Source organism: Streptomyces sp. SAJ15, from assembly GCF_007595705.1.
Taxonomy (GTDB): domain Bacteria; phylum Actinomycetota; class Actinomycetes; order Streptomycetales; family Streptomycetaceae; genus Streptomyces.
On the sequence record NZ_NISY01000027.1, the window covers coordinates 1 to 26,020 of the forward strand.

Annotated in this window: 22 protein-coding genes and 3 pseudogenes; 7 read left to right on the forward strand and 18 right to left on the reverse strand. The window is 68.6% G+C overall.

The features are described from left to right. Positions 1-90 precede the first annotated feature (90 nt). Positions 91-339 (reverse strand): hypothetical protein, encoded by a 249-nt coding sequence (locus CD790_RS33650; protein WP_144387186.1) that lies wholly within the window; start codon positions 337-339, stop codon positions 91-93. Positions 340-478: 139 nt separating this feature from the next. Between CD790_RS33650 and CD790_RS33655 the strand changes: the two genes are divergently transcribed. Together CD790_RS33655 and CD790_RS33660 are read left to right on the forward strand one after the other, a co-directional pair. After that, on the forward strand, positions 479-931 hold the full coding sequence (locus CD790_RS33655) for a DUF6069 family protein (RefSeq protein ID WP_144387187.1): 453 nt from the start codon (positions 479-481) through the stop codon (positions 929-931). Between the two features lie 140 nt (positions 932-1,071). Continuing rightward, positions 1,072-2,510 (forward strand): annotated as a pseudogene (locus CD790_RS33660) (NF041680 family putative transposase). Positions 2,511-2,608: 98 nt separating this feature from the next. On the opposite strand, the gene CD790_RS33665 reads toward CD790_RS33660, so the two are convergent. The 7 genes from CD790_RS33665 to CD790_RS36505 form a co-directional block, all read right to left on the reverse strand. After that, entirely contained in the window at positions 2,609-3,277 is a 669-nt protein-coding gene (locus CD790_RS33665) for a shikimate kinase (protein ID WP_260868102.1), read from the reverse strand. 537 nt (positions 3,278-3,814) lie between these two features. Beyond that, positions 3,815-4,324 carry a hypothetical protein gene (locus tag CD790_RS33670; RefSeq protein ID WP_144387188.1) on the reverse strand — a complete coding sequence of 170 codons (510 nt, stop codon included), beginning with the start codon at positions 4,322-4,324 and terminating at the stop codon, positions 3,815-3,817. A 124-nt stretch (positions 4,325-4,448) separates the two neighbouring features. After that, a complete protein-coding gene (locus CD790_RS33675) occupies positions 4,449-5,336 on the reverse strand; it encodes a serine protease (RefSeq protein ID WP_313956571.1) in 888 nt (295 codons plus the stop codon). A 484-nt stretch (positions 5,337-5,820) separates the two neighbouring features. Next, entirely contained in the window at positions 5,821-6,465 is a 645-nt protein-coding gene (locus CD790_RS33680) for a transposase (RefSeq protein ID WP_144387190.1), read from the reverse strand. Positions 6,466-6,758: 293 nt separating this feature from the next. Further along, on the reverse strand, positions 6,759-7,262 hold the full coding sequence (locus tag CD790_RS33685) for a transposase (RefSeq protein ID WP_144387191.1): 504 nt from the start codon (positions 7,260-7,262) through the stop codon (positions 6,759-6,761). Between the two features lie 276 nt (positions 7,263-7,538). After that, positions 7,539-7,721, reverse strand: coding sequence for a hypothetical protein (locus CD790_RS33690; protein WP_260868103.1), 183 nt, complete (start codon positions 7,719-7,721; stop codon positions 7,539-7,541). Positions 7,722-7,848: 127 nt separating this feature from the next. Further along, positions 7,849-8,544, reverse strand: a complete 696-nt coding sequence (locus CD790_RS36505) for a hypothetical protein (protein WP_260868104.1) — start codon at positions 8,542-8,544, stop codon at positions 7,849-7,851. Positions 8,545-9,375: 831 nt separating this feature from the next. Here CD790_RS36505 and CD790_RS33705 point away from each other — a divergent pair. After that, entirely contained in the window at positions 9,376-9,693 is a 318-nt protein-coding gene (locus CD790_RS33705; RefSeq protein WP_260868105.1) for a hypothetical protein, read from the forward strand. Positions 9,694-10,605: 912 nt separating this feature from the next. On the opposite strand, the gene CD790_RS33710 is transcribed toward CD790_RS33705, so the two are convergent. Together CD790_RS33710 and CD790_RS33715 are read right to left on the reverse strand one after the other, a co-directional pair. Further along, entirely contained in the window at positions 10,606-11,196 is a 591-nt protein-coding gene (locus tag CD790_RS33710) for an Imm21 family immunity protein (RefSeq protein WP_186319393.1), read from the reverse strand. Between the two features lie 298 nt (positions 11,197-11,494). Then, positions 11,495-12,328 carry an alpha/beta fold hydrolase gene (locus CD790_RS33715; protein WP_144387193.1) on the reverse strand — a complete coding sequence of 278 codons (834 nt, stop codon included), beginning with the start codon at positions 12,326-12,328 and terminating at the stop codon, positions 11,495-11,497. Positions 12,329-12,422: 94 nt separating this feature from the next. Between CD790_RS33715 and CD790_RS33720 the strand changes: the two genes are divergently transcribed. After that, a complete protein-coding gene (locus tag CD790_RS33720; RefSeq protein WP_186319394.1) occupies positions 12,423-12,923 on the forward strand; it encodes a MarR family winged helix-turn-helix transcriptional regulator in 501 nt (166 codons plus the stop codon). 5 nt (positions 12,924-12,928) lie between these two features. Here CD790_RS33720 and istB read toward each other — a convergent pair whose 3' ends face one another. Together istB and istA are read right to left on the reverse strand one after the other, a co-directional pair. Next, positions 12,929-13,717: an IS21-like element helper ATPase IstB gene (gene istB, locus CD790_RS33725; protein ID WP_144387194.1), complete on the reverse strand. Its 789-nt coding sequence runs from the start codon at positions 13,715-13,717 to the stop codon at positions 12,929-12,931. Beyond that, positions 13,714-15,357: pseudogene (istA, locus tag CD790_RS33730) on the reverse strand (IS21 family transposase). The gene istB and the pseudogene istA overlap by 4 nt, the downstream one beginning before the upstream one ends. Positions 15,358-15,535: 178 nt before the next feature. Between istA and CD790_RS33735 the strand changes: the two are divergent. Further along, on the forward strand, positions 15,536-15,709 hold the full coding sequence (locus tag CD790_RS33735; protein WP_222108346.1) for a transposase: 174 nt from the start codon (positions 15,536-15,538) through the stop codon (positions 15,707-15,709). A 48-nt stretch (positions 15,710-15,757) separates the two neighbouring features. Here CD790_RS33735 and CD790_RS33740 read toward each other — a convergent pair whose 3' ends face one another. After that, positions 15,758-18,478, reverse strand: a complete 2,721-nt coding sequence (locus CD790_RS33740; RefSeq protein ID WP_144387195.1) for a beta-L-arabinofuranosidase domain-containing protein — start codon at positions 18,476-18,478, stop codon at positions 15,758-15,760. A gap of 67 nt (positions 18,479-18,545) precedes the next feature. Beyond that, on the reverse strand, positions 18,546-19,265 hold the full coding sequence (locus tag CD790_RS33745) for a hypothetical protein (RefSeq protein WP_144387196.1): 720 nt from the start codon (positions 19,263-19,265) through the stop codon (positions 18,546-18,548). 947 nt (positions 19,266-20,212) lie between these two features. On the opposite strand from CD790_RS33745, the gene CD790_RS33750 reads away from it, so the two are divergent. Next, a complete protein-coding gene (locus tag CD790_RS33750; protein WP_260868107.1) occupies positions 20,213-21,094 on the forward strand; it encodes a GNAT family N-acetyltransferase in 882 nt (293 codons plus the stop codon). A gap of 55 nt (positions 21,095-21,149) precedes the next feature. Here the strand turns inward: CD790_RS33750 and CD790_RS33755 are convergent, their stop codons facing one another. The 4 genes and pseudogenes from CD790_RS33755 to CD790_RS35105 all read right to left on the reverse strand — a co-directional run bounded on the left by CD790_RS33755 (position 21,150) and on the right by CD790_RS35105 (position 25,056). Beyond that, positions 21,150-21,614, reverse strand: a complete 465-nt coding sequence (locus CD790_RS33755) for a hypothetical protein (protein ID WP_144387197.1) — start codon at positions 21,612-21,614, stop codon at positions 21,150-21,152. A gap of 393 nt (positions 21,615-22,007) precedes the next feature. Continuing rightward, positions 22,008-23,996, reverse strand: a complete 1,989-nt coding sequence (locus tag CD790_RS33760) for a collagenase (protein ID WP_144387198.1) — start codon at positions 23,994-23,996, stop codon at positions 22,008-22,010. A 423-nt stretch (positions 23,997-24,419) separates the two neighbouring features. Further along, positions 24,420-24,710 (reverse strand): annotated as a pseudogene (locus CD790_RS33765) (response regulator transcription factor); the annotation flags it as partial. Between the two features lie 190 nt (positions 24,711-24,900). Next, positions 24,901-25,056: a hypothetical protein gene (locus tag CD790_RS35105; RefSeq protein WP_186319395.1), complete on the reverse strand. Its 156-nt coding sequence runs from the start codon at positions 25,054-25,056 to the stop codon at positions 24,901-24,903. A 495-nt stretch (positions 25,057-25,551) separates the two neighbouring features. Between CD790_RS35105 and CD790_RS33770 the strand changes: the two genes are divergently transcribed. Then, entirely contained in the window at positions 25,552-25,791 is a 240-nt protein-coding gene (locus CD790_RS33770; RefSeq protein ID WP_144387200.1) for a hypothetical protein, read from the forward strand. Positions 25,792-26,020 lie beyond the last annotated feature (229 nt).

Here is a 26,020-nt window from a genome sequence, read left to right on the forward strand (position 1 = left end):
TCGAACCGCCAACTCCGCCTCTCAACGAACCCACAACACCCCAGGCCACCAACGACCCGGCACACCAACAAACCCCCCTCCGAGCGTTAGTCAGGGAGTGTCACCGGACCAGTCCCAGCGAATCTCGCCGGGTCGCGGGTCGTACAGGGCCCGGCCGCCGGCGCCGAACTGCCCGAGCTCAGTCGTCAGCGCGACGCCCGTCTGGATCTCGTCCGCTGTCCAGCCGGTGATGTCGAGCAGCAGCCCGTCGAGCGGGCCGCCAACCAGTTCGACGTAGTCGCGGTGCGGGAGCGGGCCCGGGTGGTCGTGGTCGGCGCCGTAGACCCGGCCGCGCAACAACTCCTCAGCTCGTTCTTTATGGTCTGACCTCGTAGGGCCGGGACAGGGCTTGACCTCAAGTGCGGTTCAGGTTGGAGGCTTCTTCGTATGCCGCTGGCCGTAGGGCAGCGCAGCACTTCACACAATTGGAGGAAGTCCCATGTCGAGCAGTGCCGTTCCAAACTCCGGCCCCGCTGTGCCCGCCGCACCCTCGGTCCGCCGTTCTGGCCTCACCTGGTGGAAGGCGCTGGTCACCGGCGCGGTCGGCGCAGCCGTAGTCAATCTGATCGTTCTTGCCGTCGCCAAGCTGGCCGGTGCCTCGCTCATGGTCGTCGACGGCGGCGTAGAGCACCCGATCACGGTCGGAGGCGTCATCGGCGCCTCCGTCGTCCCGCTGGTCGTCGGGACGGGCGCTGCCCTCTTGATGGCCCTGTGGAAGCCGGTCTTCCTGCGGATCGCGCAGTACGTGGGCGGTGGGCTGGCACTGTTGTCGGTCGCCGGCCCGCTGTCGTCCGGCGCCGACGGCGGCACCGTCACAGCCCTGTCCCTCATGCACATCACCCTCGGCGTGGCGGTCGTCACCACGCTGGAGCTCCACCGCCGCCATCATTGAGCTTGTCCTTATTGGTCTGACCTCGGACGATGCCCCGAACGTGATCACCCGTATAGGGATTCCGGGACGTGAACACGACCTTCGCCTGATTCTGTGCTCCGACCAAAGAGGCGCGTGACCAGTACGAAGGCCGTGGGGGAATGAGTCTGATGCATCACGATGCCCAGCGGGAGCCGTTCGCTGGGGCGTCACACTTCCGGGACACCTTCTACGCGTGCCTGCACGCGCACCGGGACGAATTGTTCGAGCTGACCGACGCGATGCTGTGCGCGGACGGGCCGGTGAGGACCCCAGTGGACCTGACGTTGATGGCCGAGCACCGACGCGGGCACGGCGCGCTGTACGCCGCGTTGAACGACGGCCGCATCGACGTCGCCCGGCTGCGGCGGACCCTCGCCGCGCTGCCGCAGCCGCGGGCGGCTGACAGCCGGCTGGTCCTGGCCGTGGACGTGAGCAACTGGCTGCGGCCGGACGCTGAGTGCAGCCCGGAGCGGTTGTTCTGCCACACGTTCGGCCAGGGCCGGGACCAGCACCTGATGATTCCCGACTGGCCGTACTCGTTCGTCGCAGCCCTGGAGACCGGCCGCACCTCCCGGTGCCAGCTGCTGGACGCGGTCCGCCTCGGCCCCGAGGACGACGTCGCCGAGGTCACCGCCGTCCAGGTCCGCCCCGTTGTTGAGGACCTCGTCCACGGCGGCCAGTGGGAGGCTGGGGATCGGAACATCCTGGTCATCTTCGATGCCGGATACGACGCTCCTCGTATGGCCCACCTGCTCCAGGATCTGCCGGTTGAAGTGCTGGGCCGGCTGCGGTCGGACCGGGTGATGCGCAGGCCCGTGCCCCCCCTGGATCTGCCCTCCCCAAGGCGGGCGGCCTCTGAAGCACGGCAAGAAGTTCGGCTTCGCCAAACCGGAGACCTGGGGGCGAACCGGACGCGGTCACCGTGCAGGTCACCGACCGCTACGGAACCGCGCAGACCATGGCCTGGGACCGCATCCATCCCCGCCTCACCCACCGCTCCGCCTGGATCGACCACGACGGTGAACTCCCTCTCATCGAGGGCATGTTGATCCGCTTGGAGGTCGACCACCTGCCCGGCAGCGGGGATCCGCTGCCGGTCTGGCTGTGGTCCTCCCAGACCGGCATGACCGGCGCCGACGTGGACCTGCGCTGGCAGGCGTTCCTGCGCAGATTCGACCTGGAACACACCTTCCGGATGATCAAGCAGACCCTCGGCTGGACCCGCCCGAAACTCCGTACCCCCGAGGCGGCAGACCGCTGGACATGGCTGATCATCACCGTCCACACCCAGCTCCGCCTCGCCCGCCCGCTGGCCGAAGACCTCCGCCGCCCCTGGGAGAAGCCCGCCGAGCCCGGCCGGCCCCCGGCCCGAGTCCGACGCGGGTTCCGGAACCTCCGTGCTCACCTGCCATGCCCAGCCCGTGCGCCGAAACCGAACCGGCCCGGCCCCGGCAGACCCCTCGGTTCGAAGAACCAGCGACCCGCAACCCGCTACGACGTCGGCAAAACGGTGAAACGCCCAGAGACCCTCATCGAACGCGACCAGCCCAGACCATAAAGAACAAGCTCAGTGCCTGTTTCTGAACCCCTGGAGCGTGGGCGGTAGCCTGACGGCAGGTGGACCAAGGGTGAAGGTGCTGACCGTCACCTTCGGATCTATCGAGCCGCCGGGCTCCTCGGAAGGCTCTGGGTAGCGGTGGTTCGGGTTGATGCCACGGTTTCAGTAGAGGCATCCTCCACCGTCTCGGCGACACGGCCGGCGAGACCCTCCCACGGACGAGGAGCGACGACCGGCACGCCGGCCGCCCGCGCCTGTGCGGCGAGCCACCGGCCGTACAGCACGCTGACGCGTGCGCGATGGGGCTGCGGTCCAGCCTCCGGCTCTCGGCGCAGGTAGTTGGCCGTCACCTGCCCCTCGTCGTCCTCGTGGAGGAAGACCGCACGGACCGGACCTTTGGGGGTCGCCGGTCTGGGCAGGACGTAGTCCCCTTCCAGGATCACCGGGGTGTCGGTGCCCACATGATTGGCCACCACCGCCTCGATCGCTGGCGCCAGCGCCTCGGCGATCGCGATTTGCCGCTCGACCACCGACTCGGGCGTCTGGCGGGCGGCCTCCGGATGAGTGCGCCAGAAGTGGACCTCCGGCAGGTGCTCGGGCAGTGTCACCGCAAGGAGGGCCTCCACGATGTCGTCGACCTCCACGACGGGGACGTCGTACCGTCGTGCCAATGCCCGCCCGACACTGGTCTTCCCCATCCCCGACGCACCCCCGACGACGAGCACCCGCCAGTCGGGAAGACTCCTCACCTCATCCGTACCGTCCACGCGGGCAGAGTACTGTAGCCACTTATTTCACCTGGGACACACCAGCCGCAGCGGTTCCCGTTCGGGGAACGGTCGCGGTGGCCGTTCCCCGAACACACGAACAAAGTCCCCATTTCGGCCTGACGGCTCTTGACCTGCTGATACGAGGTTCAGAAACAGGCACTCATCCCTGTCCATGGGTCTCAGCCTCCCAGCCACCACCGGCATTCGTGGCCCGGTACGTGTACCCATCGCGCCTGCCCGCCGCCGGCGGCACGGGGCTTGCCCAGGGTGGCCTTGGGCTTGCCCGCGCCCGCCAGCGGCTTGCCCGGCTCAGCGACGCAGGCGCGAGAGCCAGCCGGTGGTCTTCTGCTTGGGCACGGCCTGGTCCTGCTCCTAGTCGCGCTCCTCCTGCCAGTGACTGACACCCCAGGTCTTCTCCAAGTCGGACTCGAACGGCCGGTCGCAGTCCCCGCACAGAGACGGGCGCTTCACCGAGGAATGGCTCCATCCGACGCGCGCGGTCGCCTTCCATCGTTCGTCGGTGAACGCGGCACCTCATTCGGTGCAGACGGGACGCTGGGGGGCGTCCCAGAAGCCGTCCGGCCCTGCCTCGCCGCGTACCGGCTTCTGGCGCTCCTGGGTGTCAGCCGCTGGGCTGACGGCGCCGGCCTTCTGCTTGCAGGTGTCGCACAGGTTCGGGTGAGAGTCCTTCGTGGCTCCCCAGTCCTTCGGCTGTACCGCCTGCCAGCGGGCGTCGGTGAACCGCGCCCCGCAGCCGTTGCAGACGGGGCGGCGGGCCTCGCGCTCGGCTGCCTGCTTCGCGGCCTGCTCCTGGGCTGCCCGCCGTACCTGTGCCTGGTACTCCGCCGCACGGGCCTTGGTCTCCTCTTCCTCGCGGATGTCGGCGGCCTCGCGGCGCGGGTTGCCGATCGCTTCCAGGAGCGACTGCGGATGGTCGCGGCCGAAGCGGACGAACACCGGGCCGGCCGGACCGCGCTGGCGCAGCTGGTTCAGGCCGGTCGCGATGATGCGCCGACCATACGAAAACGACGCCGTGAGTCGCACGGCGGTCATCGTGAGGAGAGGTTCATGCCGTACCTGATCCCGTCCCGTACGCCGCTGACTCCCGAGCAGGTGGAGCGGGGCTTCGACTACCTCCTGACGCTGCAGACGGGTGGCGGCGCCGCTGTCACCGGGCGGGCGGAAGCGGAGTCTTGCGGCGGCGGACTGCGAGGGCGGTGCCGCCACCGGCGGCGATCAGCGCGGCGGCCACGCCGACGATCGCCGCGGTGTTGTCGTTCGTGCCGGTCTCGGCGAGGTCGGAGCCCTTGGCCGCAGTCGACGGAGCGCTGTTGGTCTTCATGGTCTTGTCGATCCAGCCCGCGTAGGCGGGCGCGCTGGTGTAGAGGCCGGGGCCCTGCGAGCACGGCACCTTCGGGGCGCCGGGCCCCGAGGTGACGCCGATCAGCTCCCAGCGGCCGTCCCGGCCCTTTTGGACCTGCGGTCCGCCGGAGTCCCCCGAGCACGCCATGGCCTTGGGCACGGTGGTGATCGTGCACAGCCGCGTCCGGTCCGCGTAGCCGGGCGCGCACTCGGACTCGGCGCCCCTGCGGGTGTTCAGCTCCTGCAGCCGGTCCGGGAACTTGAACTCGCTGTCGACGGTGGTGCCGAAGCCCAGGAGCCGGGTCGGCGTGCCGGGCCGTCCAGCCTGCTCGGCGATCTTGATGGGTCGCTGGGCGACCGGGCGGTCCAGGCGTATCAGCGCGATGTCGTTCTTGTTGGCGGCCTTGTTGTCGCCGTTCACATAGCCGGGATGGACGAAGGTCCGGTCGATCTTCCGGACGGTGCCGCCGGACTTGCGGTGGTCGCTGCCGACCCGCACGATGCCGTCCAGCTTGATGCCCTCGACCTTCAGGCAGTGAGCCGCCGTCAGCACCCACTGCTGACCGATCAGCGACGCCCCACAGTTCCCGTCGATCAGACCCTGGTCCGGGGCCGACTCCGGGATGACCGCCATGAACGGGTAGCTCTCGGTGGAGTCCGACCCGTTGACGATGGCTCCGGCACTGCCAGCCATAACAGTGACGCAGGCCGCGGCCGCGAGAGCGCCGACTGCAGCGATGCGGGCGGTACGGCGGCGCGGCGACTTGAAGCTGAACACAGAGGGTTCCCTTTTTGCTTGGTGGATCAGTATGCCTTCAGCCTCCTTGTCCGATGCCTGCCGGACCATCCGGGCAGCGGGCCGGTCGATGGTGGGGCCAGCCCCCCTCTCCACTGGGGAAACGTCGGGGCCGGAGCGTGGCTTGCCCGGCGAAGGACTTCGCAGAGCGCGGGAGAAGCCCCCGGAGGGAGTCACCGGCCCTGGAGCCAAGACGCAGACCTACGCCCTACTCTCGCTCGTGCACGCCGTACTGGAAACCGGCTACGACGCGGAACAGCCGAAGCGGCACGAACAGCCCCTTTCACCAGGAGCATCCCGATGCTGTCCCAGCAAGAACCGCAGTGCTGTCAAAACTCGGGGTCTGGATCAATTCCTGTGGTCGGTTACGCTCCGTGCGCGTTCACGCCAGGAGGACCCGCTTCCGAAGGAGGGTGAAGCCGGCTCGGCCGTACATTTGACGCTCAATCATTTTGATGCGGTTGACATGGCCTTCGACGATTCCCGAGTTCCAGGGCAGGGTGAGGCCGGCAGTGACAGCATCGAGGTCACGTTCGAGGCCGTTGGCGAAGGTGTGCATGCTGGGCAGGTCGTCGGCACGTACCGCTGCGATCCATTGGGGAAGTTGCTCGCCCTGAAGGTGGGTGAGCATCTGTCCGAAGGCACGGACGTGGCGGGTGAGGGCGTCCAGTTCGGGGCAGTGAGCCAGTACTGCCTTGAGCTGGAGGTGTTCGGCTTCAGGCAGGTTGTCGGGGTGCCGCAGGATCCATCCGGCGACGGTACGGGGCGACGGCGGCCGAGGACTGATCGGCTGGGGCGAAGTCCGCTTGGGGTAGATGTACGCGCGCACGGCTCCGTAGCCGCCTTTGTAGCCGCGGGCGGTGATCTCCTCCCACAGTGTCCAGGCGTTGGTGCAGCCTTCGGACCAGCGTTCGTCGAGGTAGGGCTTGAAGTCATCGAGCTTCGTGGGACAGTTCTGCCACTGCCCCTGGAAGAGGTCTTCTGGGGCGGCGGCGTCGGCGAGGCGCTTGACGGTCCGGTAGGTCATGCCGAGCTGGCGGCCGATGGCTCACCTGCTGTGGCCTTGGCCAATAGCGCGTGGACGGTGGCGTGTTTCTCGCGGGTGCGGTCGGCGAACCGGTGCCCTGTTGGCCATGGTGACGTGGTCGTCCGTCGGCGGTCTGAGGAGTCCTGGTGGACTCCTCAAGTGGCGGAGTGAACGGTGCCCGCAGGCAGGGGCGGTGTCGCGATACGCATCGTTCGGCGGCCTCGCCGAGGTTGTGCCACAGGTGGAAGCGGTCAGCGACCTGGAGAGCTGTCGGTGCCCCGGTTCTGGCGCCTTCAGCGAGAGAACGGGGCACGGTCGCGGCAGATCACCTCGATCTCCGGACGTTCACTGAGCCAGGCTGCGAGCGTTTCTGCTTCTCGGTCAGGCAACAGGTCCACGGGGCGGCCGGTCTCGACGTCGACCAGCACGGTTCCGTAGACCCGGCCCTTGCGCATGGCGTATTCGTCGACGCCAACTACCCGCGGAGTCCGTGGCTGTGGCTCCGAGAGGGCGTCGACCAGCCGCAGGACCGTGCTGCGGCTGACCGAGATCCCGAAAACGTCCGCGATGCGGGCGCCGGCCCGGCCGGCGAGAGCGAGGCCGACCTCGGCCAGTGCCGACCGCAGCCGTTCGGTCCACCGGCTGTAGCGGCGGGTCAGCCCCGGGACCTGCTCAGCGAACGTCCACGGTTCGCATGAGGGAGCCGTGCAGGCGAACCGCCGGACGTGCAGACACAGCACCACCCGCCGCCCCGCGCTGGGTAGATCGGCAGGAAACCGCAGGTAGGAGCCGTGCACCCGGAGGCCGAACGCCGATCAGCCAGAGTCGGGTCCTGACCAGCGGAATGGGAAACGATCACGACCATCGCGGGAAACGATCAGCGCAAGAGCTCCGTCACTCGACAGACACATTTCGTCGGTGACCCGGCTCCAGCAGCTGGTGCGCTGCACCCAGTCACGTTCGATGGCGAAGCGCCCTCCCACAGCAGCAGCTCGGTCTCCCGCCACGCCGCGGCCGCCAGTTCTCACATGCCGCTGGCCATCGCATCGAACGCCTCGGTGCGCACCGACCGGTCACCCCTCCGCGCCGGCCTTGACGTACAGGGCGGGCCAGCGGGTCTCCGCTCCCGGCGGGCAGGCGGCCACCAGGGCCTCGCCGGTGTCGGCGACGACGCGCAGCGCATGCTCGCTCCACACCCGGCCCGAGCGGCGCCGGTCGCGCCGTACGACCGTCTGCCCCGCCTCGAAACTGCGCACCGCATCCTCCTCCGCCAGCCACGGCCGGGATGTCCGGCCAGGCTTGCCCACCTCAGCGTGCACCGGCCGGGGTGGGCAAGCCACCGTCCGGGGAGGCTTGCCCAGGGTCGCCTACGGCTTGCCCGGGTCAGGTCCACCGACGGAACATGCCGCGGCGGGGCTTGCCCGGCTCCTGGCCGTCGGCCTCCGGCTCCGGCGCAGCGGCCTGGCGCCGGGCGGCTTCGGCGGCCGCTTCCTGCCGGGCGACGTCGTCGGTGTGGCAAGGCCCGCACACGGACAGGTCACCGGCCTGCCAGGCCGTCCGGTGCATGGTGATCTCCTCCCAGCGCTCGTCGGTGAACTTCCTTCCGCACCGCTTGCACACGGGGCGCTGCGCCTCCCGCTCAGCGGCACGGCGTCGCTTGTCCTCCGCGTCGGCGCGGGCCTCCTGTTCGCGGAAGAGGGCGTCGCCGTCGGGGTTGTCGAGCGCGGCCGTCAGCGTCTGCTCGCCCTTGCGTCCCAGCCGCCGCCACACCGCCGCGTCCGCACCGTGCTGCTGGAGCTGCTCCAGGGTGGTGACGACGACGGGCACCGCCTGGCTGTAGTCCTTCGCCGTGATCGCCTCGCGGTAGAGGCTCCGGTACCGGCGCGGCGCCCAGTAGCGGCGGCCGGCCTCCTCCAGCACGGCGACCGTGTTGGCGACCTTCGCCTCGGTGGTGTCCGCGAACACGAACGCGAGTGGCACCAGGCCCTCCCGGCCGGTCGGCGGGTAAACCCGCCGCCACAGCCGCTTCTCGTGGTCGACGTGCTCGATCGCGTCCAGCCGGGAGCGGACCAGGTCCACGGTGTGCTTGTCCGCGTCCCGCGGCAGCAGCCGGCCCCACTCCCAGTACCGGCGCAGCTTGGTAACCAGCCGTGCGCGTCCTCGGAGCGGCGGTCGATCTCCAGCAGCAACACCGGCACCCCCGCCGCCGGTGCCCGCACCTCCAGGTCCGCCCGCTGCACGAAGCGGTCTGCGAGCCGGTGACCGATCTCCGTCTGGAAGCCGAGCCGGTGACCGATCCCGGCACGGTGGAGTTCGGCTGCCGTCGAGGTGACCGCCTCGGCGTGGTCGTCGTAGCTGGTGCCGAGCAGCTCCCCGGTGACCGGGTCGTACTTCTCCTCGCGCAGCGCCGAGACCCGTATACCCTTCGGCTCCAGCAGCTTCTCCACCTCGCCGTGGCCTCGCTTAGTCAGCACCCACACCTGCCGCTGGTCCTCCCGGACCAACTCGATCCTCACCAGGCGGTGGTCCTGAAGATCCAGGAGGTTGTCCCGCGTGAGCTTGTCGTGCTGGTTGTCCGGACGGGTCAGCTTCCACAACTGATCGGGCGTAGCCCTCTGGAAGATCCCCAGCGCTTGCAGCAGCTCCCTCCGCCGGGGCCCTGTCGAGTTCTTCCTGTGAGTAGGACGCTTTTGGACATGAGGGTTGTCGGACCTGCGGCGACCCCCTGTCCGGGGGTGACCTGCGGAAACGCCCGGCTTCTGACGACGGGGCGCGGAGGGGGTGATGGAGGGGTCCACGGAGGGGGCCTCTCCGGTCCGGTCAAGGGGCTGCTCGGGCTCGTCTGCGGTGCTCGCCACAGGGTGCTCCTGGAAGGTGGGGCGGGCCCGTCCCGCCGTTCACCTTCTACAGGTGCGGCCCGAACTGCTCGTCGACGTCGCCGAACGCATCGTCGTCCCGGTCACCGCGCTGCCCGACCCGGAGACCGGCGAGCCGTGCGAGGACACCTTCGCCCTAGAGGCCCTCGGGCGCGTCTCCGTAACCTCGCTGCGGATCTGGGCGCAGGCCGGGCCGGACACGGCGGAGGGCATCGCCCGCGCCGTCATCGACTTCGCGCAGCAGTTCCTCACCAAGGACCACCAGGACGTCGCCGACACCCTGCGCCAACTGGAAGCCGTCGGCGTGGGCCAGGCCCTCGATGCGCACCCCGTGCGCCCGTCCCTCGCGTAGCGCGCGCCGAGGGTGGCGGTGGTGCGCACCGCGCCCATCGGGTGCGCACCACCGCCGGGCAGATCCACCGCACCGTGCGCACCACCGCACCGCACCAGGTGCGCGCGGCTGCAGGCCCTCTACCACACACCCCCTTGACCACGGCCTGATTGGCGGCCCGAACGTGCTGTGGCAAGGAGAAACGTGCCGGGTGGCGCACCTAGTCAAGGGGTGCCGACGCGCGCCAGGCCGACCTGGTCAAGGGATCGGACGACGGTGCGCGCACCCGTGCGGTGCGGAACATCGGGTGCGGTGCACCGAGTGCGCGTGAGGGTCGGGACATCGCGGGCGCACCAGAGTGGAGTCCACTCGATGGCGTCCACTCTGGTGGGGCCCATCGGGTGGGCTCCACCCGGCTTCACCGAGTGAGCCTCCGCCAACTTGAAGGTGCAGGTCAAAAGGCTGGTGTGACCGGTGCTCGGGGTGCTCACGCTGGTCGTGGGCGGCAGTCTGCGAAGTAGATCGTCTGTCACCCCGGTCGTTGGAAGAGAAACACGATGCAGCAGCGTCGGCGCGTGTGCGAGCCTTCTTCTCCCCGACGCCGACCGAGAAGACCCTGATGACCCGCGACGACGCCTTCAAGCAGTCGGCACGATCCAGCGGCCCCGCCAGGTCACGCTGACCTTCAAGGGCACCCGAGCAGCTGCACAAGCCGGTCACCGACCACGGGGACTTCGTCAACGTCATGAGCGACCGGCTCATGGCCACCGCGGTCCGGTGCATCGACGGTAGCCGCGCCTGCCGCTGATCCCTCCCAGACCCCGGGGCGGACGCACCCCTCCCCCCTTGCCGCGTTCGCCCCGGGCGCGCCGTCGGCCCGAAGCCGACCACGGGCCGGTGATCGCCGTGTCCCGCAGGGGGCTGCCCCGGCGGCTACTCACCCGGTACGGCCGCGGGGCGGAAGCGCACGTAGTCGTTCTGGTGCGCATCGGTGGCGAACTCGACCCGCCAGCGCCCCGGGCCCAGCTCGATGACCCCCACACCGTCATCGGCGCGGATCCGCTCCGGATCAGCGGCCCCCGGGAATGCCGAATCGAACATGTAGAGGCGGCCGTCGGTCAGCGAGACGACGTCCTCTCCGATGGAGCGCCAGCCGTCCGCAGGGACGTTCTCGAGACCGTCACCGCTCTCGTCGCCCGCATCGCGCACGAGGAGCCCGCCCTCGGCGTCCGCCGCGAACCAGGTGGGCTGCTCGCCGTCGAGGACCAGTGTGGGACGCCCCTGTACGTCGACCCAGCCGAAGCCGCCGATCGGCGTCCACTCGGACACGGGCGGATAGCACGCCCGGTCGTAGTCGCACTCCGGCCCACCCGGGGTGCCCCAGGTCCAGCCCTCGGGCACCCGGGCGCCCACGGGCGGCAGCGTCCCCCGCCAGTGCTCGGCGGTCTCCGCCGGGACGACGATGATCGGTCCGCCGTTCGTCGCCGTCCAAGGGCGGCCGCGTTCATCTAGATTCGGACCCATGAGCACTCCCGGCACGTTCTCCTGCGCCGCGCACCCTGCGCGACGCCGCACCATTGTCCTGTGCGCCTCAGGCCGGCCCGTACGCGGGAGGTCCTGACACGGCTGTGCTCCTCCCCGTGGCTAGGGCGGCCGCTAGCGGCTCCAGCAGGGCGACTCCAATTGGCCCCGGTTCTGGGATGATTCGTGAAGATCAGGCGTCGCGAAGTGGCCCCGGAGGGCGGTTCGATGTGGGACCACCGGGGCCGTGACTGTCCGCCGCGCTCAGCCTTCCGGCAGGGTGTCGCGACGGGTCGCTCTGTCAGTCTTCGGCGTTGAGGATCTCCCGGATGCGTGTTGCGTAGGCCCGCGGGTGGGTGGTGTTTCCGTTGTGCCCGCCGGGCAGTTCCTGTAGTTCGCGGTCGAGCAGTGTGGTCAGGGCTGTCGCGGCCTGGTAGTCGAAGACGGTTCGCGGTGTGGTGCGCCCGGCAGCGGGCACGATACGTGTGCTGACGCCCTTCAACGCCGCGATGTCGAGGGTGTCGTGAATGATCGCGGTGAAGTCGTGCCGGATGAAGTAGTCGAAGTTGGCGGCGCGCAGGGCGTTCATTGGCTGGGGTGTCAGATCGGGTTCCGCGTCTGTGGCGGCGGGGTTGATGCCCAAGGTCCTGGCGATTTCCGGGAGTGCGGCGGCGAGGCCCTCGCGGAGGTAGAGGTCCTGGAGGGCTGCGAGTTCGTGCTCGTGGCAGGTGCGTTCGTGGTCGCGCAGCAGGCGTGGGGCGACGGGCTCGTGGGCGATGAGGGCACGGATCTGTCCGGGGTGCCGGAGGGCGGCATGCATGCCGATGACGGCTCCGAGACTGCAGCCGAGCATGAGGGCGGGGGTGTCGGTGAGTGCGGCCAGCAGGCGGTGGACGTCGTCCGCGTGCTCGGCCAGGGTCGCGCCGCGCCCGGGGGTGTCGAGCCGACCGCGGGATAGCCCGCGGCGGTCGTAGGTGACCACGGTGAAAGAGTCGACGAGGTGGGTGACGAGGTCGGTGGTGCGGTCGGCATCACCCTCCCCGCTCTGCGAGATGAGCAGCAGCGGCCCGGCGCCACGGACCTGGTAATGCAGGACGGCGCCGGGAACGTCGAGCGTGCCGGTGGCCTTGGACATCACGGTTCCCCCTTGCGGGCGGCGGGCCTTCCGCCGCGTCACAGCCAACATAATCCATCGAACTCGATGCATCAATCTAGATGAATCCAATTCGATGTATATTGGTCGGGTGAATGGAGTCGAGCTGTTCCTGCTGGGACGCACCCTGATGAAGATCGGCGAGGAGGCCCTGCCAGAGCCTCCGGGCGGCTCCGGCCGCTATGCCGGCAGCGCCCGGCTGGTATTGATCGTGGCCAGCGACATCGCCGCTCATCCCGACACCGCCGTCGGTGAGATCGCCGCCCGCACCGGCCTGCCGCAGAGCCAGGTGTCTTCGGCCATCGCCCGCCTCAAGGAAGCCGGATCGGTGCAGACGACTCCCGATCCCGCCGACCGGCGCCGTGTGCTGGTGCGTCAGGCCGCCGAGGTGTCCGAGCGCGTGGCGCAGGTCCGCGCCGCCGGCATCGAGGAAGCTCTCACCACCGCACTCGGCTCTGACGACCCGCACCGGCTGAGGGAAGTCTCGCGGGCGCTGGATGTACTCGCCCGGAACCTCCTGCCTCCCTCAGGGGCTCCGGAGCCCCGCCGGGCAGATACCGCTGCGCCGCCGGAGTAGGACCATCACCTCGTGCCGCTGTTCTTGTTCGCCCTGGTGCGAGCCAGGCGGTAGGACTCGGTGCCGGTCTCGATCAAGGTTGCGTTGAAGGTGAGCCGGTCCACGATCGCCGCGCAAAGCCGCGGGTCGGTGAACGACTTTGACCAGCCGGTGAACGCCTCGTTGGACGCGATCGCGATGCTGTTCTTCTCCTCCCTCTCCGTCAGCACCTGGAAGAGCATCTCCGCGCCGCGGCGGTCGAGTTCGAGATAGCCCAGCTCATCGATCTCCAGAAGGTCGACGCGCCCGTAGCGGGCGATGGTCTTGCCCAGCTGCTTGTCGTCGGCAGCCTCCACCAGTTCGTTCACCAGGCTGGCAGCGGTGGTGTAGCGGACGCGGTGGCCGGCCATGGCGGCCTGGGTGCCCAAGGCGATCAGCAGGTGGGACTTGCCGGTGCCGGAGTCCCCGATCAGACACAGCGGGTAGCCCTTGGCAATCCAGTCGCAGGTGGCGAGGTTGTGGATGACGGCCGGGTCGACGTTGGGGTTGGCGCCGTAGTCGAAGTCGCGCAGCGACTTCTCGCGGGGGAAGTGGGCGGCCCTGATGCGGTGTTCGGCCCGGCGGCGGTCGCGGTCCTCGCACTCGGCCATCAGCAGCTCGGCCAGGAACCCGGCATAGGCGAGCCCCTCGCGTTCGGCGCGGGCGATCGTGTCGGCGGCCTGCGCCCGCATCGTGGGCAGCCGCAGCATCCGGCAGGCGGTGTCAATGGCGGCGTCGGACGCCTGGGCGGTGAGCGCGTGCTGGGCGGCAGTCATGACGAGTCCTTCCGTCGCAGGTTCAGCAGTTCATCCCACTGCTCCAGGCGGGGCAGGGGGCGGGCGTCTTCCGGCAGGGGCCGGGCCAGGCGGCGCGGGGTGAGGTGGCTGACCTGCGGCAGCTGCGGATCCAGTGGCTCCGCCTGGTCCTGCGGTGCGGGTGTGGCGGTGACGGTGGGGGCCGGCCGGCTGCCTGGGCGGCCTTGCGGGCCTGAAGGACGACCACGTCGTCGCTGAAGGTGCCCAGTTCGACGGCAGCCCGCAGGCCCGCCAGCATGGATGTCCGCGTGCTGCTGATGACGGTGCAGGAGCAGGACCCTGACCAGGGCCTTCGTTCCTTCAATCTCGCCGAGTTGCCGCTGGGCCATGGCCCAGAACGCCTCGTGCTCGGCGGTGAAGGTGCCCTCCGCGCGGGCCTGGTGCAGTGCCTCGGAGCGGTCCAGGGCGCCGGGCTTGCGCAGCAGCACCTCCAGGTAGTGGTCCAGGACCAGGTGCTCCAGGCCCCGGCCGGCGAGCCGGACGTGGCGGGCGATCTCGCGTCGGTTGTCGAACACGACGAGCGTGTCGCCGGTCAGGTGGACGGTGACCTTGCGGTCGATGAAGCGGACCGGGACGGAGTACGAGCACATCTTCACCGTGATCCGGCTGTAGCGGTCAACCCGCGGCTCAAAGGTCATCGCCGTCTCGAACGGCTCCGGCGGCAAAGGGAGCAGGTGCGGTGCCTCTCGGGCGCAGTCCTGGCCGATCGTGCGGATCCGTGAGCCGATCCGGCGGTTCAGCTCGCGCTCCTCGAACACCGTGATCTGCTGGTTGAGATCCTCCAGCGTCTCCACCCGCGGACGGGGGTGAGGTAGTTACGGCGGAAGTAGCCGACCTGACCCTCCACTCCGCCCTTCTCGTGGGCGCCGCGCAGTCCCGGCTCGCAGTAGAACGGGATGAAGCCATAGAACGCGTGCAACGCGGTCCACTTCGGGTTCTCCTCCCTCAGCCGAACTACGGAAGATGACCTTGTGAACGGCCGGGGTCAGGTTGTCATAGCGCACCTGACCGGCCGGCACCCCGCCCAGCACGGACAGCGCGTGCACATGTCCTTCGAAGAACGCCTGCTGTCCGCAGGAACGGGAGATCCGGTGCACCGCCCGGCCCGAGAAGGCCAGCCGGAAGGCGAAGAGATGGCACTTCACCCGCTGCCCAGCCAGATCAACCCACACCTCACCGAAGTCCACCTCCGCATCTGCCCCGAGCGCGTTGTGCCGGACCAGGAGACCCTCTGCCAGCACCCCGTCCTCAGCGGCGATCGCCCGTCGGCGAGCAGTGACGAAGTCGCGCACCGTGGTGTAGGGAAGAGCGACGCCGAACTCCTCTTCCAGCCGCGCACCGATCCGCTTCGCGGTGTGCCGCTGCTTGCGCGGCGCCTCCAAGTCGGCGCGGAGCCACTCGTCGACCGTCTTCTTGTACGGCTCCATCCGCGGTGACGTCCGCGCTGGCTGCTTGCGCGGCTTCGGTATGGGCGAAGACAGCGCCTCGCGTACCAGGCGCCGGTGGACGCCGTACTTCTTCGACAACGCCGGGATCGACAACTGCTGCTGCCAGCTGTCCCGGCGGATCCGGTCGAACAACTCCTGCTTGGACAACGACATCCACAGCACCCACCCTCGGCCGAGCACATCCACCGTCCCACCGCAAGGCCCAGGGTGGGGCCACTTCACCCCGCCACTACTCCCAAGTACATCCGAACGCCCCTCTCAGTCGGGCCAGTTGGAGTCGCCCCGACTGAAGCCAAATAGCGCCGCCCTAGCCAGCCTGGCCATCGCGCAGATGCGCGCCGAGGGCCGGGCCGTCGACGACGAACTTCTCGCGCACATCTCCCCGGCCCACAGCGAGAACGTGAACTTCTTCGGCACGATCAACGTCGAGGTCGACACCGAACTCGCCAAGCTCGACCCGGCCGGCTACCGGCCGCTGAGAGCCCGCCGTCCGCAGCGTGCCTGAGGCTCTCGGGTTTCTGTTCCAAGTTTCTGTGCTGCGGGCAAAGGTGGTTCAAGGAAGAAGAGTTCGTGGCATCGTGGCTGTGCTTGGCAACCAGGAGATGTATCGGCTGTTCTCGCCCCAGGTCAGATCGATGTTCCACTCCACCAGCCGATGCGTGATGGCCGGGTCGGGCAGGAACTTGCCTTTCCAGGTCATGCGCCCATCCGAGTCCTTCTCAAGGGCGAATCTCGTCGTAGGCCTTCGATTGGGATCGAGGAACACGAGGTGGTCCCCTTCCATGGTCCAGAAGGTCTCGTTCGGGTGGTCGGATTCGATGGTGCCGTCGGCGTGCAGCAGGATGCCAATGGGAAAGGTATGCGGTCGGTGGAACTGCCAGACCTTGCCGGTGACGCCGCGGTCGAGTTGGCGCAGCTGATGTGTGACCCCGGCGTCGGGGAGGAACGGACCCGAATGGTCGACTCGACCGAACTGTGAACGGGTTTGGGTGAAACGCGTCGTCACGCGGCCGTCGCCGTCGCAGAAGACGAGCGTGCCATCCTGCTGCGCCCACGAGCGCTCGTTGGGATGTGAATGGCCCTCGATGGAACCCCCGGCACGGAGTCGAAGGAGGCTGGTGATGATCGCCCCGTCCGCTCGGGTGAACTGAAACCACTTCCCTTCCACGTCCAGGTCGACTTCGCGGAGTTCGTGGACGACGCGCTCATCGAACTCGAAGCGGCCCCGCAGCACGATGAGCCCGTTCTCCCGCGCGTCCCACACGAAGCGCGTCGAGGCTCGCCCCTCGCTGGTGAAGAAGGCCAGTGCGTCGTTGTCCCGGCGCCAGCTCGCCTCATTGGGGTGCGTGTGTCCCTGAATGGTGCCATCGGCGAGTAGCCGGATCCGTTGGGCGATGACCGAACCGTCGTTTCGGCCGAACTGGAACACGCGGCCTTCGACGTCCGGCCCGCCGGGAACCGTGCCCGGCATCCCGGCGCTCGCAAAGTCGCCCAGGCTGACCTCGCCGGCGTCGGTCTGGGCGCGCACACGCACCATGCGCATGTCCTGCGGCGCGGGGACGGACTCGTCGAGGGTGAGCTGGGACGTGGCGGCCATCGGCGGGAGGTTCTGGACGTCGAAGCGGTCGTAGCGTTCGTCGTAGGCGAGCAGGATCGGCCCCCGGTACAGTGCGAGGCGCCCCTTGGCTCCCTTGCCGCTGTGGGGGTCGCAGCCAGGTGGCGGGTCCGCGCCGATCAGGGCCCTGGCACGCATGTCCAACTCCAACACGACCGTGTCGCCCGCGCGCCAGGTCCGCTCGACGGTGTGGTAGCTGCCCGGGACGACCCCGGGGCGGGAGGCCCCATTGACGGCGACCGTGGTCGTCGTCGACCAGGACGGTACGCGCAGCCGCACGGTGAAGGCCTCGTCCCGGGCCGGTGTCACGACCAGCTCGACTCTGCCCTGTACCGGATAGCGGGTGCGCTGTTCGATGGTGACCTGGTTGCCCGTCGGCGTCAGGAGGGTGAAGCGCGAGGGGCCGTAGAAGTTCACGACGATGCCGTCCGCGGCAGCCATCACCGCCCACTCCGATAGCATGCCCAGTGCTCGGGGACCATTCGCGGCGCAGCAGCTCAGGTACTCGGCACCGGTCCGCCCCTGGAAGCCCAGGTCGTGGGGTGAGGGTCTGCGGGTGCCCTCGAATGCGGGTACCCGATTGAGTGGAGGTGGCAAGGACATCACGCCCATGCCCGTGGTTGGGATGCCCCCCATCGGGGTGTTGTAGGTCCACCATCGTCCGTCGGGGCTCTGCGAGCCCAGCGACGCGTTCCAGGTCGACAATTCCAGTTCGTCGGCCGGCTCGCAGGAGCCGGTCAGTCGGAGCATGTCGACGGTCAGCGCCATCCAGGCCACGGTGGCACACGTCTCGATCGGACGGGGATCGAAGGGGTTGCCTGTCGCCAGCTCTATCGCGGAGAACCCGCCGGTGCTGTGCCGGTCGAATGCACGGATGCCCTGCCAGGCGTTGGTGAAGGCCCGGCGGTACCGCTCCTCACCGGTGATCCGAAACAGCTCGCCCACTGCCTGCAGGCTGTGCAGCCGCTCCCACCGGGCCGCCGGCCCCAAGGCGGCGAACAGGCTGCCCGGCGTCTGGAACTTCTCCACGTAATCGCCCCCGAGCGGGACGCTCGCCCACGCCCGCTCGAACAGGCGCACGAGATTCAAATAGCGTGACTCGCCTGTCTCTTGGTGCAGAAGCGCGGCGACGTGGGAGAACGCGAGGTTCATCGCCGGATGGCGCAGTTTCTCGATCATTCCCGGGCTGCTGAGCCTTGTAGACAGGTGGTCAGCGGCCCTTCGGCAGGCGTCGAGGGCACGGGCGTCGCGGCGGTAGCGGAACCATTCATAGAGTCCGAGGACACAGTGGTAGTGCCCCCAGACATCCCAGTTGTCGCCGAAAAGCCGGTCGTCTCCTTCGAAAGGCCCCAGGTAGCCATCGGTGCCTTGATGGCGGGTCAAGCCCTGTACGACATCTGCGACAGCGGACTCGAGTTGCCTGTCGCGCGACATGCGCAGATCCTGAACCGCAGAGATGAGGTACTTGCCGACGAACTCCCCTGACCACCACAGGTACGGTGAACCGGGCCGAGGATCGAGCGCGTGATCGAACATTGTCACCATCGCCGGATTCGCTATGGGGGCGGCGAGGAGCCAATTGCGCCGATTGGCGAGGATACGCTTCCCGATGACGTCATCGAAGGAAGCTGACACAAGATGTGGTCGCTCGAACTCCATGGGACTGCCCCTTGATCCGGCCTCGACTCGGCCCGTCTCGGTCCGTCGGCGATCTACTGAATCCGTGTCACGAGAAGATCGATGCACTCGCGTCCGCGTTTGTGGCTATATCAACTGCCTTGACACCGACGCTCGTGAAGTTGGGCGGGTTGAGTTCAATCAGGGCTCTGAACATCCCACTTCCTTCGACGGTGCCTGCTTCTTGACGCTCTGTGAGAGTATTGCCTCGCTTGATGTGCCAAATGAGCTTCACCGCCTTAGTGGGCGTGTATCCACGGCCGGCGACCTCGATGGACACACCCTGACCTGGTGGAGCGATCTTACCCAAGGTAACGAAGGGACGCGGACTACCGGTCACCACATAATTAAAGCTGTCTCCCGCGATGTGAACGCCACCGTCAGCCGGGCACCTCCCTTGAAAAGGACCGAAGAACAGGCCCTGGCATTTGGGACAGGAACGCCATTCGGCCTGAGAACCTGGAGGCGGGGGAACATTGAAACGGAGAGCGTAGGCGAAGCTGCCCGTCTGCTCGTGTTGACCTCCTGCAGGGCAGACTCCCTTGAAGTCAGGAAATCCCGCAAAATGGAGACCCTGGCACCTGGGGCAGGAAGCCCAGCCGGTTTGAACATTAGCCTGTTCAGGTACATCGAAGTCCATCTCGTAGGCGAAGCTGCCCGTCTGTTCGTGCTGACCTCCCGCCGGGCAGACTCCCTTGCCGTTGTGGAACCCTGCGAAATGAAGGCCCTGGCACTTGGCGCAGGAAGCCCAGCCGTGCTGTGCAGTCATGTCGATGAACCCTTCGGCTAGTAGGGCAAAGAGTTATTGACAGTTAGCCGGTGACCACGGCTCGGCCTTCCCGCTACGCGCCTTGCATCGGGTCACGGCGTTGCCCGTGGCGCCATGGCGGAAATAATCTCTGCCCGAGAGGCGATCTTTACATCGCAGGTGCTGCTGTTGCCGCCACTACGCGTTCTCATCTCGTCGATGTGCGCACGTTCCATCAGTATCGGCGATCCGGGTGGGCGATGCCTGTCGAACGCGTGCTACGGGCAGCGGTTGACACCTGACCAAGCCCTACCAGTACTCCGTCGCTCGCTCCCTGCGTGGCCGTGGGGGCTGCCACTCTGGTCTGCGGCTTGGCGCTTACGTAAGAAGCCATTGTTCAACCGATCTTGGAATGTTGCGATCGAACAGGATTCCCGGACGGGTGATCTTTCGATGGGAGGGGCATGAAGGCAGGGCCTCTTGGTAGCTCGGGGGGTGCGATCCCATCCGAGCGGTTCCAGGAGAGACCCCCATTGGCGGGAACGCTCCGATGCAATCTCGTCAGTGCCGTCGCCGAACGCGACGGTGACGAGCCTGGGCAGCCTTGACCTCGATGTCACAAGCATGGTTGTGACATAGGAAGGCGACCGCCATCCGGTGATCAAAACCCTGCAGGTGGGCCCCCGGGGCCCTCGGCGTGTCCACGCCCGCCCGTGCAGGAAGGTGCGGAATCGCCGTGCTCTACCGCCTGCAGAGACGCCTCGTACACGCGGTGCAGCAGCTGCGATCTCGGGCCAGTAGTCCAGCACCTTCTCCTCGCGCGATCGAAAGCCCCGGTCGGGTGGATCCGCCGCACCACCGTCCCTCGCGAGGAAACCCGCAGGCCCCCGAGCCCGGCACTGGCGCGCGATCTCCTGGTGAATCAGGCTGGAGGAGACGCACAGTCGGCGAGGAAGGCGGACCCGCTCGTGGCGATCACGACACCCCGTTCGGCGACGCAGCTGTCGGTGCGGCCCTACGCCCCGGGCGATGAGCCGGCGGTGCTCGACCTGGTGGGCGCCGACCGGCTGCCCGGCCAGCCGCTGACCACGCCCGCGATGCTCGCCGAGGCCCTGGCTGGCCGCTCGCCGATCGATACCGACTGGTGGGCTGAGCTGGAGCCGCCCACGACTGAGGTGATCCACGACGAGGCGGGCCGGGTACTCGGCGTCGTCTCCTACGCGAAGCGCCCCAGCGACAGCGCGGGGTTCATCCTGTGGCTGCACTGCCGCGAGGAGCAGGCTCTCGCCGAGGCCCTTATCGCCCGCGCGCTCGACCGGCTCGGTGAGCGCACGGCGCACGCCTTTGAGTTCGCCTCCGCCCTCACCCTCGGTCTGGAGGGCCTGCCGGCCCGCCACCGTCCCGCGACCGCCAAGGCCCTCCATTCCGCCGGGTTCACCGGCCGTGACCTGTGGCGCTACATGCGCAACTCCCTGCCGTTCTCCGGGCTGCCCCACGCGGCCCACGTCAGAGTCGACGAGGGCGAGGACCCGCCGGGCAAGCGCCTGGAAGTCCGCGAAGGCGGGGAACTCCTCGCGGAGGCGACGATCGGCTGCCCGGTCGCGGGCCTCGGGGTGCTGTGGTGGATCAGCGTCGCCCCGCCCGCCCGTGGGCAGGGCCTGGGACTGGCCCTGCTCGGTACCGCCCTTGACCTGCTGACCAGGCTCGGCGCCCGCGAGGCGATCCTCTACGTCGACGACGACGCCCCGCCCGGCGACACCGAGCGCGACCGCACCGCCGCCAACCGCCTGTACGACCGGGCCGGCTTCACCGAGGTCGACCGGCTGCACTCCTTCACCCGCCGCCCGTAGCCGGCCCCCGCAATCCCCGACGTCCGGCAGACGCGACGGCCCTGACCTCGGCGAGTCAGCCGCTTGTGATGGCCGCTGCCTTCTGCTCGGCCCCGGTCAGCCACCGCTCCAGTGCAGCGACCACCAGCAGCACCGCCGGGTCGCTCTCGACCGCCAGCGCCTGGCCGTCGAGCAGCCCCGCCTCCACGCACCGCGGCGCGCGGCACCCTGACGTGGACGCGTTCGCGAGCGCCGTTTTGAAGTATTGCTTGCGCTGCGGCAGCAGCGGCAGCGCGGCGGCCGGCAGCAGCCGCACCACCTGGGCCTTGCACCTCAGGTAGGGCGTCGGGAGGCCCGGGTGGTAACGGTCGCCCAGTGGCAGCGCGAGCGGGGCGGCGAGGAACGTCTCGTGCAGGAACGGCGAAGCCTCCGCAACCACTCCGGCGGGCGGGATCGCTTCTCGGGGGAAGGCCGCGTCCCGCGCGTCGGCCTGAGCCCACGATCGTCCGGCCGCCGCGTGTGCGGCAACCTGGGTGTCCACCCACTGCCTGGCCCATGCGGTCGCCGCGGACCGGTACGGCTCGGCGAGTACGCCTGGTCGGCGACCACTCTCCCGACGTCCGCTCCGCCGGGCTCGCGGCCGCCGCCGTCACCCACGCGGAGGCGGCGCTATGAGACGTCTGCTCGCCGCGTACATCCGCGCCTGCACGGTCCCGGACGCCCAGGCGGGCAGCCCACTGGCGTCCGCCCGGGACCAGTGGTTCCTGCGGGACTCGGGGGACGAGGCGCAATTCGATCGACCCCCGTCACAGCGGTCGGAGTCCGCCACTCGGCGCACCCGCGAAGCGGGCGTTGCGCACGGAGGGCTGGGCCGGCGAGTTCGCCGGCCCAGCCCCTGGATCACGAGGGAAGAATCCGGGTCGGAGCCCTAGGGTCAGGCCGCTTCGCAGCCGCCCTCGGCACAGGCGGTCAGCCACCTGTCGAACTGGCTGTCGTAGAGCGTGCCGATGGACTCGGTCAGATACTTCCGGGCACCCTGCCAGTCACCGGTGCGGTAGAAGCTGCGGAGCACGGTGTCCACCTCGGAGCGGTGCTCCTCCATCATGAAGCGCACCGCGAGGTAGCCCCACTGGTAGGTCCGCGTGGTGTCGCCGCTGTAGGTGGTGTTCCACAGGTCGCTGAGCCGGTAGGTGTGCTTGCCGGCCTCCGCGATCGCCTTGTCGTAGTTCTCCTTGCGGTAGGAGTACGACACGTACTCGGCGAAGCCCTCGATCCACCAGACGGTCGGCGTGGCCACGCCCGCCTCGAAGTCGCCGTGCATGTTGAACCGGCCGTCGAGGTAGTGGGTGTACTCGTGGTTGAGGTTCCAGATCGCGAACGTCGGCTTGAGCCACTCCGCCTCGTAGGCGATGAACCGGGGCTGGTTGTCCTGGTTGGTCGGGTCGCCCTCCAGGTACATGCCGCCGTTGTTGGTGTCGATGCCGTAGATGACCCCGGCGTACGTCTTGTAGTCGGTGCTGGAGTCGAAGGCGATGACCTCGATGGTGTCGTTGTAGTCGTCAGCCACCGGCCCGCTGTCGCGGGCGAGGTCGTGGAAGAAGGAGTTCTGGTTGCTGAGGCTGGAGCAGGTCTCGTTCAGCTGGTCGGAGGTGATCTCCTGGGCCCTGACGGTGATGCCGCCGCCGCAGTCGTGCCGGTTCGGCAGCACCTTCTCCAGCAGCCGGTCCTTCAGGTCGCAGGCGCCGAAGTACTCGCAGTTGTCCTTGTCGTACTCATTGACCATCTCGGCGATACCGACCCACAGCGGGGCGGTGCGCCCGGTGATGCTGCTCTGCTCGATCAGGCCCTTCGCCGCCGGGCGGACCTTGTCGCGCAGCGATTCATGGCGGAGGAACCGGGCCAGCTCGCGTCCGGCGTTGGAGGTGAGGTAGCTCTGCTTGCCGCCCAGCAGGTCCAGGTGGCGGTTGCCGAACTGGTCGAGCGTGTCGAGGACGGACGGGTCGCTCTCTACCGCGTTCACGAACTCCGGCATCTGGTGGCCGCGGAAGAGCACCGAGTAGGCGTTGTTGACGGCGTTGAGCATCCAGTAGGAGCCGTCGTAGCTGCTGTCGTAGCCGTTCAGCATCCGCTTGACGATCGACAGATAGCGGGCGTTCTGCGACGAGCTGTCGATGAGTGTCACCGCCTCGGCGAGCGTCTCGCCGTTGGCGTCGGTGACGTCGTGCGAGTGCGATGACGCGAAGAAGGCGTCCAGAGCGCCCTGGATGGCCGAGGTGAGTTCGGGCCCGTACGAGCCGACGTCATCGGGGTGGTTGTACTGGGCGTAGTACCCGGCGCGCAGGAACAGCACGATCTGCGGCATGCTGGTGGAGCTGTCGCCGGGGTAGGAGGCGGAGCCGTCGCGCAGGGCGCCCGCGACCGTGACCATCTGCTCCTCGCGGAAGGCGCCGCGGGCATTGGAACCGGTCAGGCTGAAGAGGGTGTTGACGCAGTCCGTCGTCGCGCCCTTGATCTTCTCGACCAGCGCACTGCCGGTGTTCGAGGTGAAGTCGCTGACGTTGCACTCGGGCGCGGCGGCGCGCGCCGACTGCTTCCGCATCGAGGGGCGCTTGCGCGAGGGGTGCTTGCCGCGCAGGTCGTAGTCGACCCGCTGGGCGTCGTTGGAGGCGGTCAGCGGGGGCCGGTCGGCGGGCCGGGGTGCCCGCCCGTCCACATGGTCCGAGTCGCCGGTGCCCGGAACAGCGGCCAACTGTGCCTGCGGGCCAGAACCGTTGGATATGGGGGATATGGGGGCGCCCGTTCGGCCGGGGGCCGCGGGCGGGGCCGCGTTTCCCTGAGCGGCGAGCAGACCGCCACTGAGACTGAGCGCTAGTGCGAGGGCCGCGAGGACCCCTGCGTTTTTGCGTGCCGATGGCAATCGCATGGGTTGCTCTCCCGTGTGGATGTTCTCCCGTGGGGGGTGAGAACGAGGTGGGGGGTGTTGGCATGTGCATGGGTGCACAGCCAGCCTGTAAAATTTCACACGTCACATCGCAAGGGAAGAGCTACTGGCCAGAAACTTCCGCGCTCTTTTCCGCACGCATCTGCTCGCCGAGCAGCCCGCGTTGGTCCGCGCGGGCGCGGCGGCGACCCAGAGCACCAGCAGATTGGACGGCGTCGGCAGGGCGTGCGGCAGGGTGCGCTCAACTCCCGGCAGCGCCGTTGATTCCCCAGCTCAGTAGGCGAGTTGGATTCTCGTCACCCGCTCTTCACCACGTCCCGGGGCGACCTGGGACGTGGTTCGCCACCTCATCAATCCCCGGCTGCCGCACCGGGATTCAGAGCCTGAGGTTCCTCTGCCACGGTGCTACCGGTCCGCTGCCCCGGGACCCACCAGGCCCGCGTCGTAGGCCAGGACGACTGCCTGGGTGCGGTTGTTCGCGCCCAACTTGGTCAGCGCATTGCCCACATGCGTCTTCACCGTCTCCAGGCTCACGCGCAGTTGCCTGGCGGCCTCCTGGTTGGACAGGCCCTTCGCCATGAGCCGCAGGATCTCGGTCTCGCGGCCGGTGAGCACGGCGGCCCCGCCGGTGGCGGCATCCCGCCGCGCGGGCCGACCGGCGGCCAGCCTGCGGACGGCGTCCGGGAACAGCACGGACCTGCAGCCGCCGAGCCAGCTCCGGCAGCGGCTCTCCAGTTGACCAGGCAGCGACGAGCACGGCGTCGTCCTCCCGGCTCCAGGAGCCGATTCCCTCCTCGACGAGCCGGGCCCGCAACACGCTTTCCCAGTCGTACCCCTCCCGCAGCCGGCCCGTGATCACACCGCGGCCTCCTTCCGCCGCACGTTCTCAGTGGCAGGGATCATCCGCTCGACCGCAGCCCGGATCGCGCCTGGCGTCCGCTGATGGACCGACGCGATCCTCCACTTCGATGCCGTCCACGAGCTCACCGACCGGCTGCTCGTACTCGGCGGCATTCCACCGCTCGCCACTGCGCTCACCCATCCGGCACGCCCCTCCCTGTCCGAGGAACTTCATCATGAGCGCGTCCGCCGACAGTCGACAGCGCCCCGTCGGTGGCCCTCTGACCTGTCGTGAATGAGCGATGCCGGAGGCCATCCTGAGGCGGACCGCCCGGGTGCCCGTCAGCGCGAAGCCATCGCCATACCCAGCAGCACCGCGAGGACAGCAAACGCCAGAACGTTGACGGCAGTCACCACCGTGTCATCGGCCGAATCCTAGCGCCCAACACCCGGTGCCCCCGATAGAGCGTCCAGCCATCACCGCCCGGGTGACGGCGCGGTCGCGAAGACTGGAGCCGTGGCAGCCCAATGTCGTGTGCTGTGGTGATCAGGACGCGTTCACGGACGAGGTCGTCGTGAACGCTGACGTCCGGCGGCAGGTATCCAAAGGCCCGGTCGATGGCGGCGAGGGCTTCGTCGTAGCGGTGGGGCCGCCGCAACGCGCGTGCCTCACGGTAGAGGGCGACGGGGTCGGTACGTGAGCGAAAGGCGGCCGGCTCAGTATGCCCAGCATGCGCTGGGGCTGGTCGGGCAGCCGGTCGCCGAGCCACAGACCGTCCAGCAGAGCGTGAAGGACCTTGGGGTTGTCCTCCGCGACGGCGAGCACATGGTCCATCGCGATCAAGCCCTCCGGCACAGCCTGACCGAGCAGGGCGAATGCATACAGGGCCTGACTGTAGATGTCGAGGTCGCCGAACGGCTGAGGGTGCCCCGCTAGTAGTGCTTTGTTAGGTGGTGTCGTAGGGCTGCCATGGGACGGTCTGCTGGCAGGTGGGGCAGGTTCCGGTCCAGGTGGCGATGAGGTGTTGGAGGAGGTCCAGGGCCTGGTAGAGGGTCAGGCCCTGGCAGGGGCTTTTGGGCTGTTCCGCTGTTCGGTGAGGAACAGGTGGGCGGCGGTGACGAGGGTGACGTGCCGGTGCCAGCCGATGAATGAACGGCCCTCGAAG

Excerpts from the sequence above, each read along its gene's own strand:
- CD790_RS33655 (WP_144387187.1), top strand. The coding sequence starts at position 479 with ATGTCGAGCAGTGCCGTTCCAAACTCCGGCCCCGCTGTGCCCGCCGCA.
- CD790_RS33675 (WP_313956571.1), bottom strand. The coding sequence starts at position 5,336 with ATGGCTGGCAGTGCCGGAGCCATCGTCAACGGGTCGGACTCCACCGAG.
- CD790_RS33680 (WP_144387190.1), bottom strand. The coding sequence starts at position 6,465 with ATGACCTACCGGACCGTCAAGCGCCTCGCCGACGCCGCCGCCCCAGAA.
- CD790_RS33710 (WP_186319393.1), bottom strand. The coding sequence starts at position 11,196 with ATGGGTCCGAATCTAGATGAACGCGGCCGCCCTTGGACGGCGACGAAC.
- CD790_RS33715 (WP_144387193.1), bottom strand. The coding sequence starts at position 12,328 with ATGTCCAAGGCCACCGGCACGCTCGACGTTCCCGGCGCCGTCCTGCAT.
- CD790_RS33720 (WP_186319394.1), top strand. The coding sequence starts at position 12,423 with ATGTATATTGGTCGGGTGAATGGAGTCGAGCTGTTCCTGCTGGGACGC.
- istB (WP_144387194.1), bottom strand. The coding sequence starts at position 13,717 with ATGACTGCCGCCCAGCACGCGCTCACCGCCCAGGCGTCCGACGCCGCC.
- CD790_RS33735 (WP_222108346.1), top strand. The coding sequence starts at position 15,536 with ATGCGCGCCGAGGGCCGGGCCGTCGACGACGAACTTCTCGCGCACATC.
- CD790_RS33740 (WP_144387195.1), bottom strand. The coding sequence starts at position 18,478 with ATGGAGTTCGAGCGACCACATCTTGTGTCAGCTTCCTTCGATGACGTC.
- CD790_RS33745 (WP_144387196.1), bottom strand. The coding sequence starts at position 19,265 with ATGACTGCACAGCACGGCTGGGCTTCCTGCGCCAAGTGCCAGGGCCTT.
- CD790_RS33760 (WP_144387198.1), bottom strand. The coding sequence starts at position 23,996 with ATGCGATTGCCATCGGCACGCAAAAACGCAGGGGTCCTCGCGGCCCTC.
- CD790_RS35105 (WP_186319395.1), bottom strand. The coding sequence starts at position 25,056 with ATGGGTGAGCGCAGTGGCGAGCGGTGGAATGCCGCCGAGTACGAGCAG.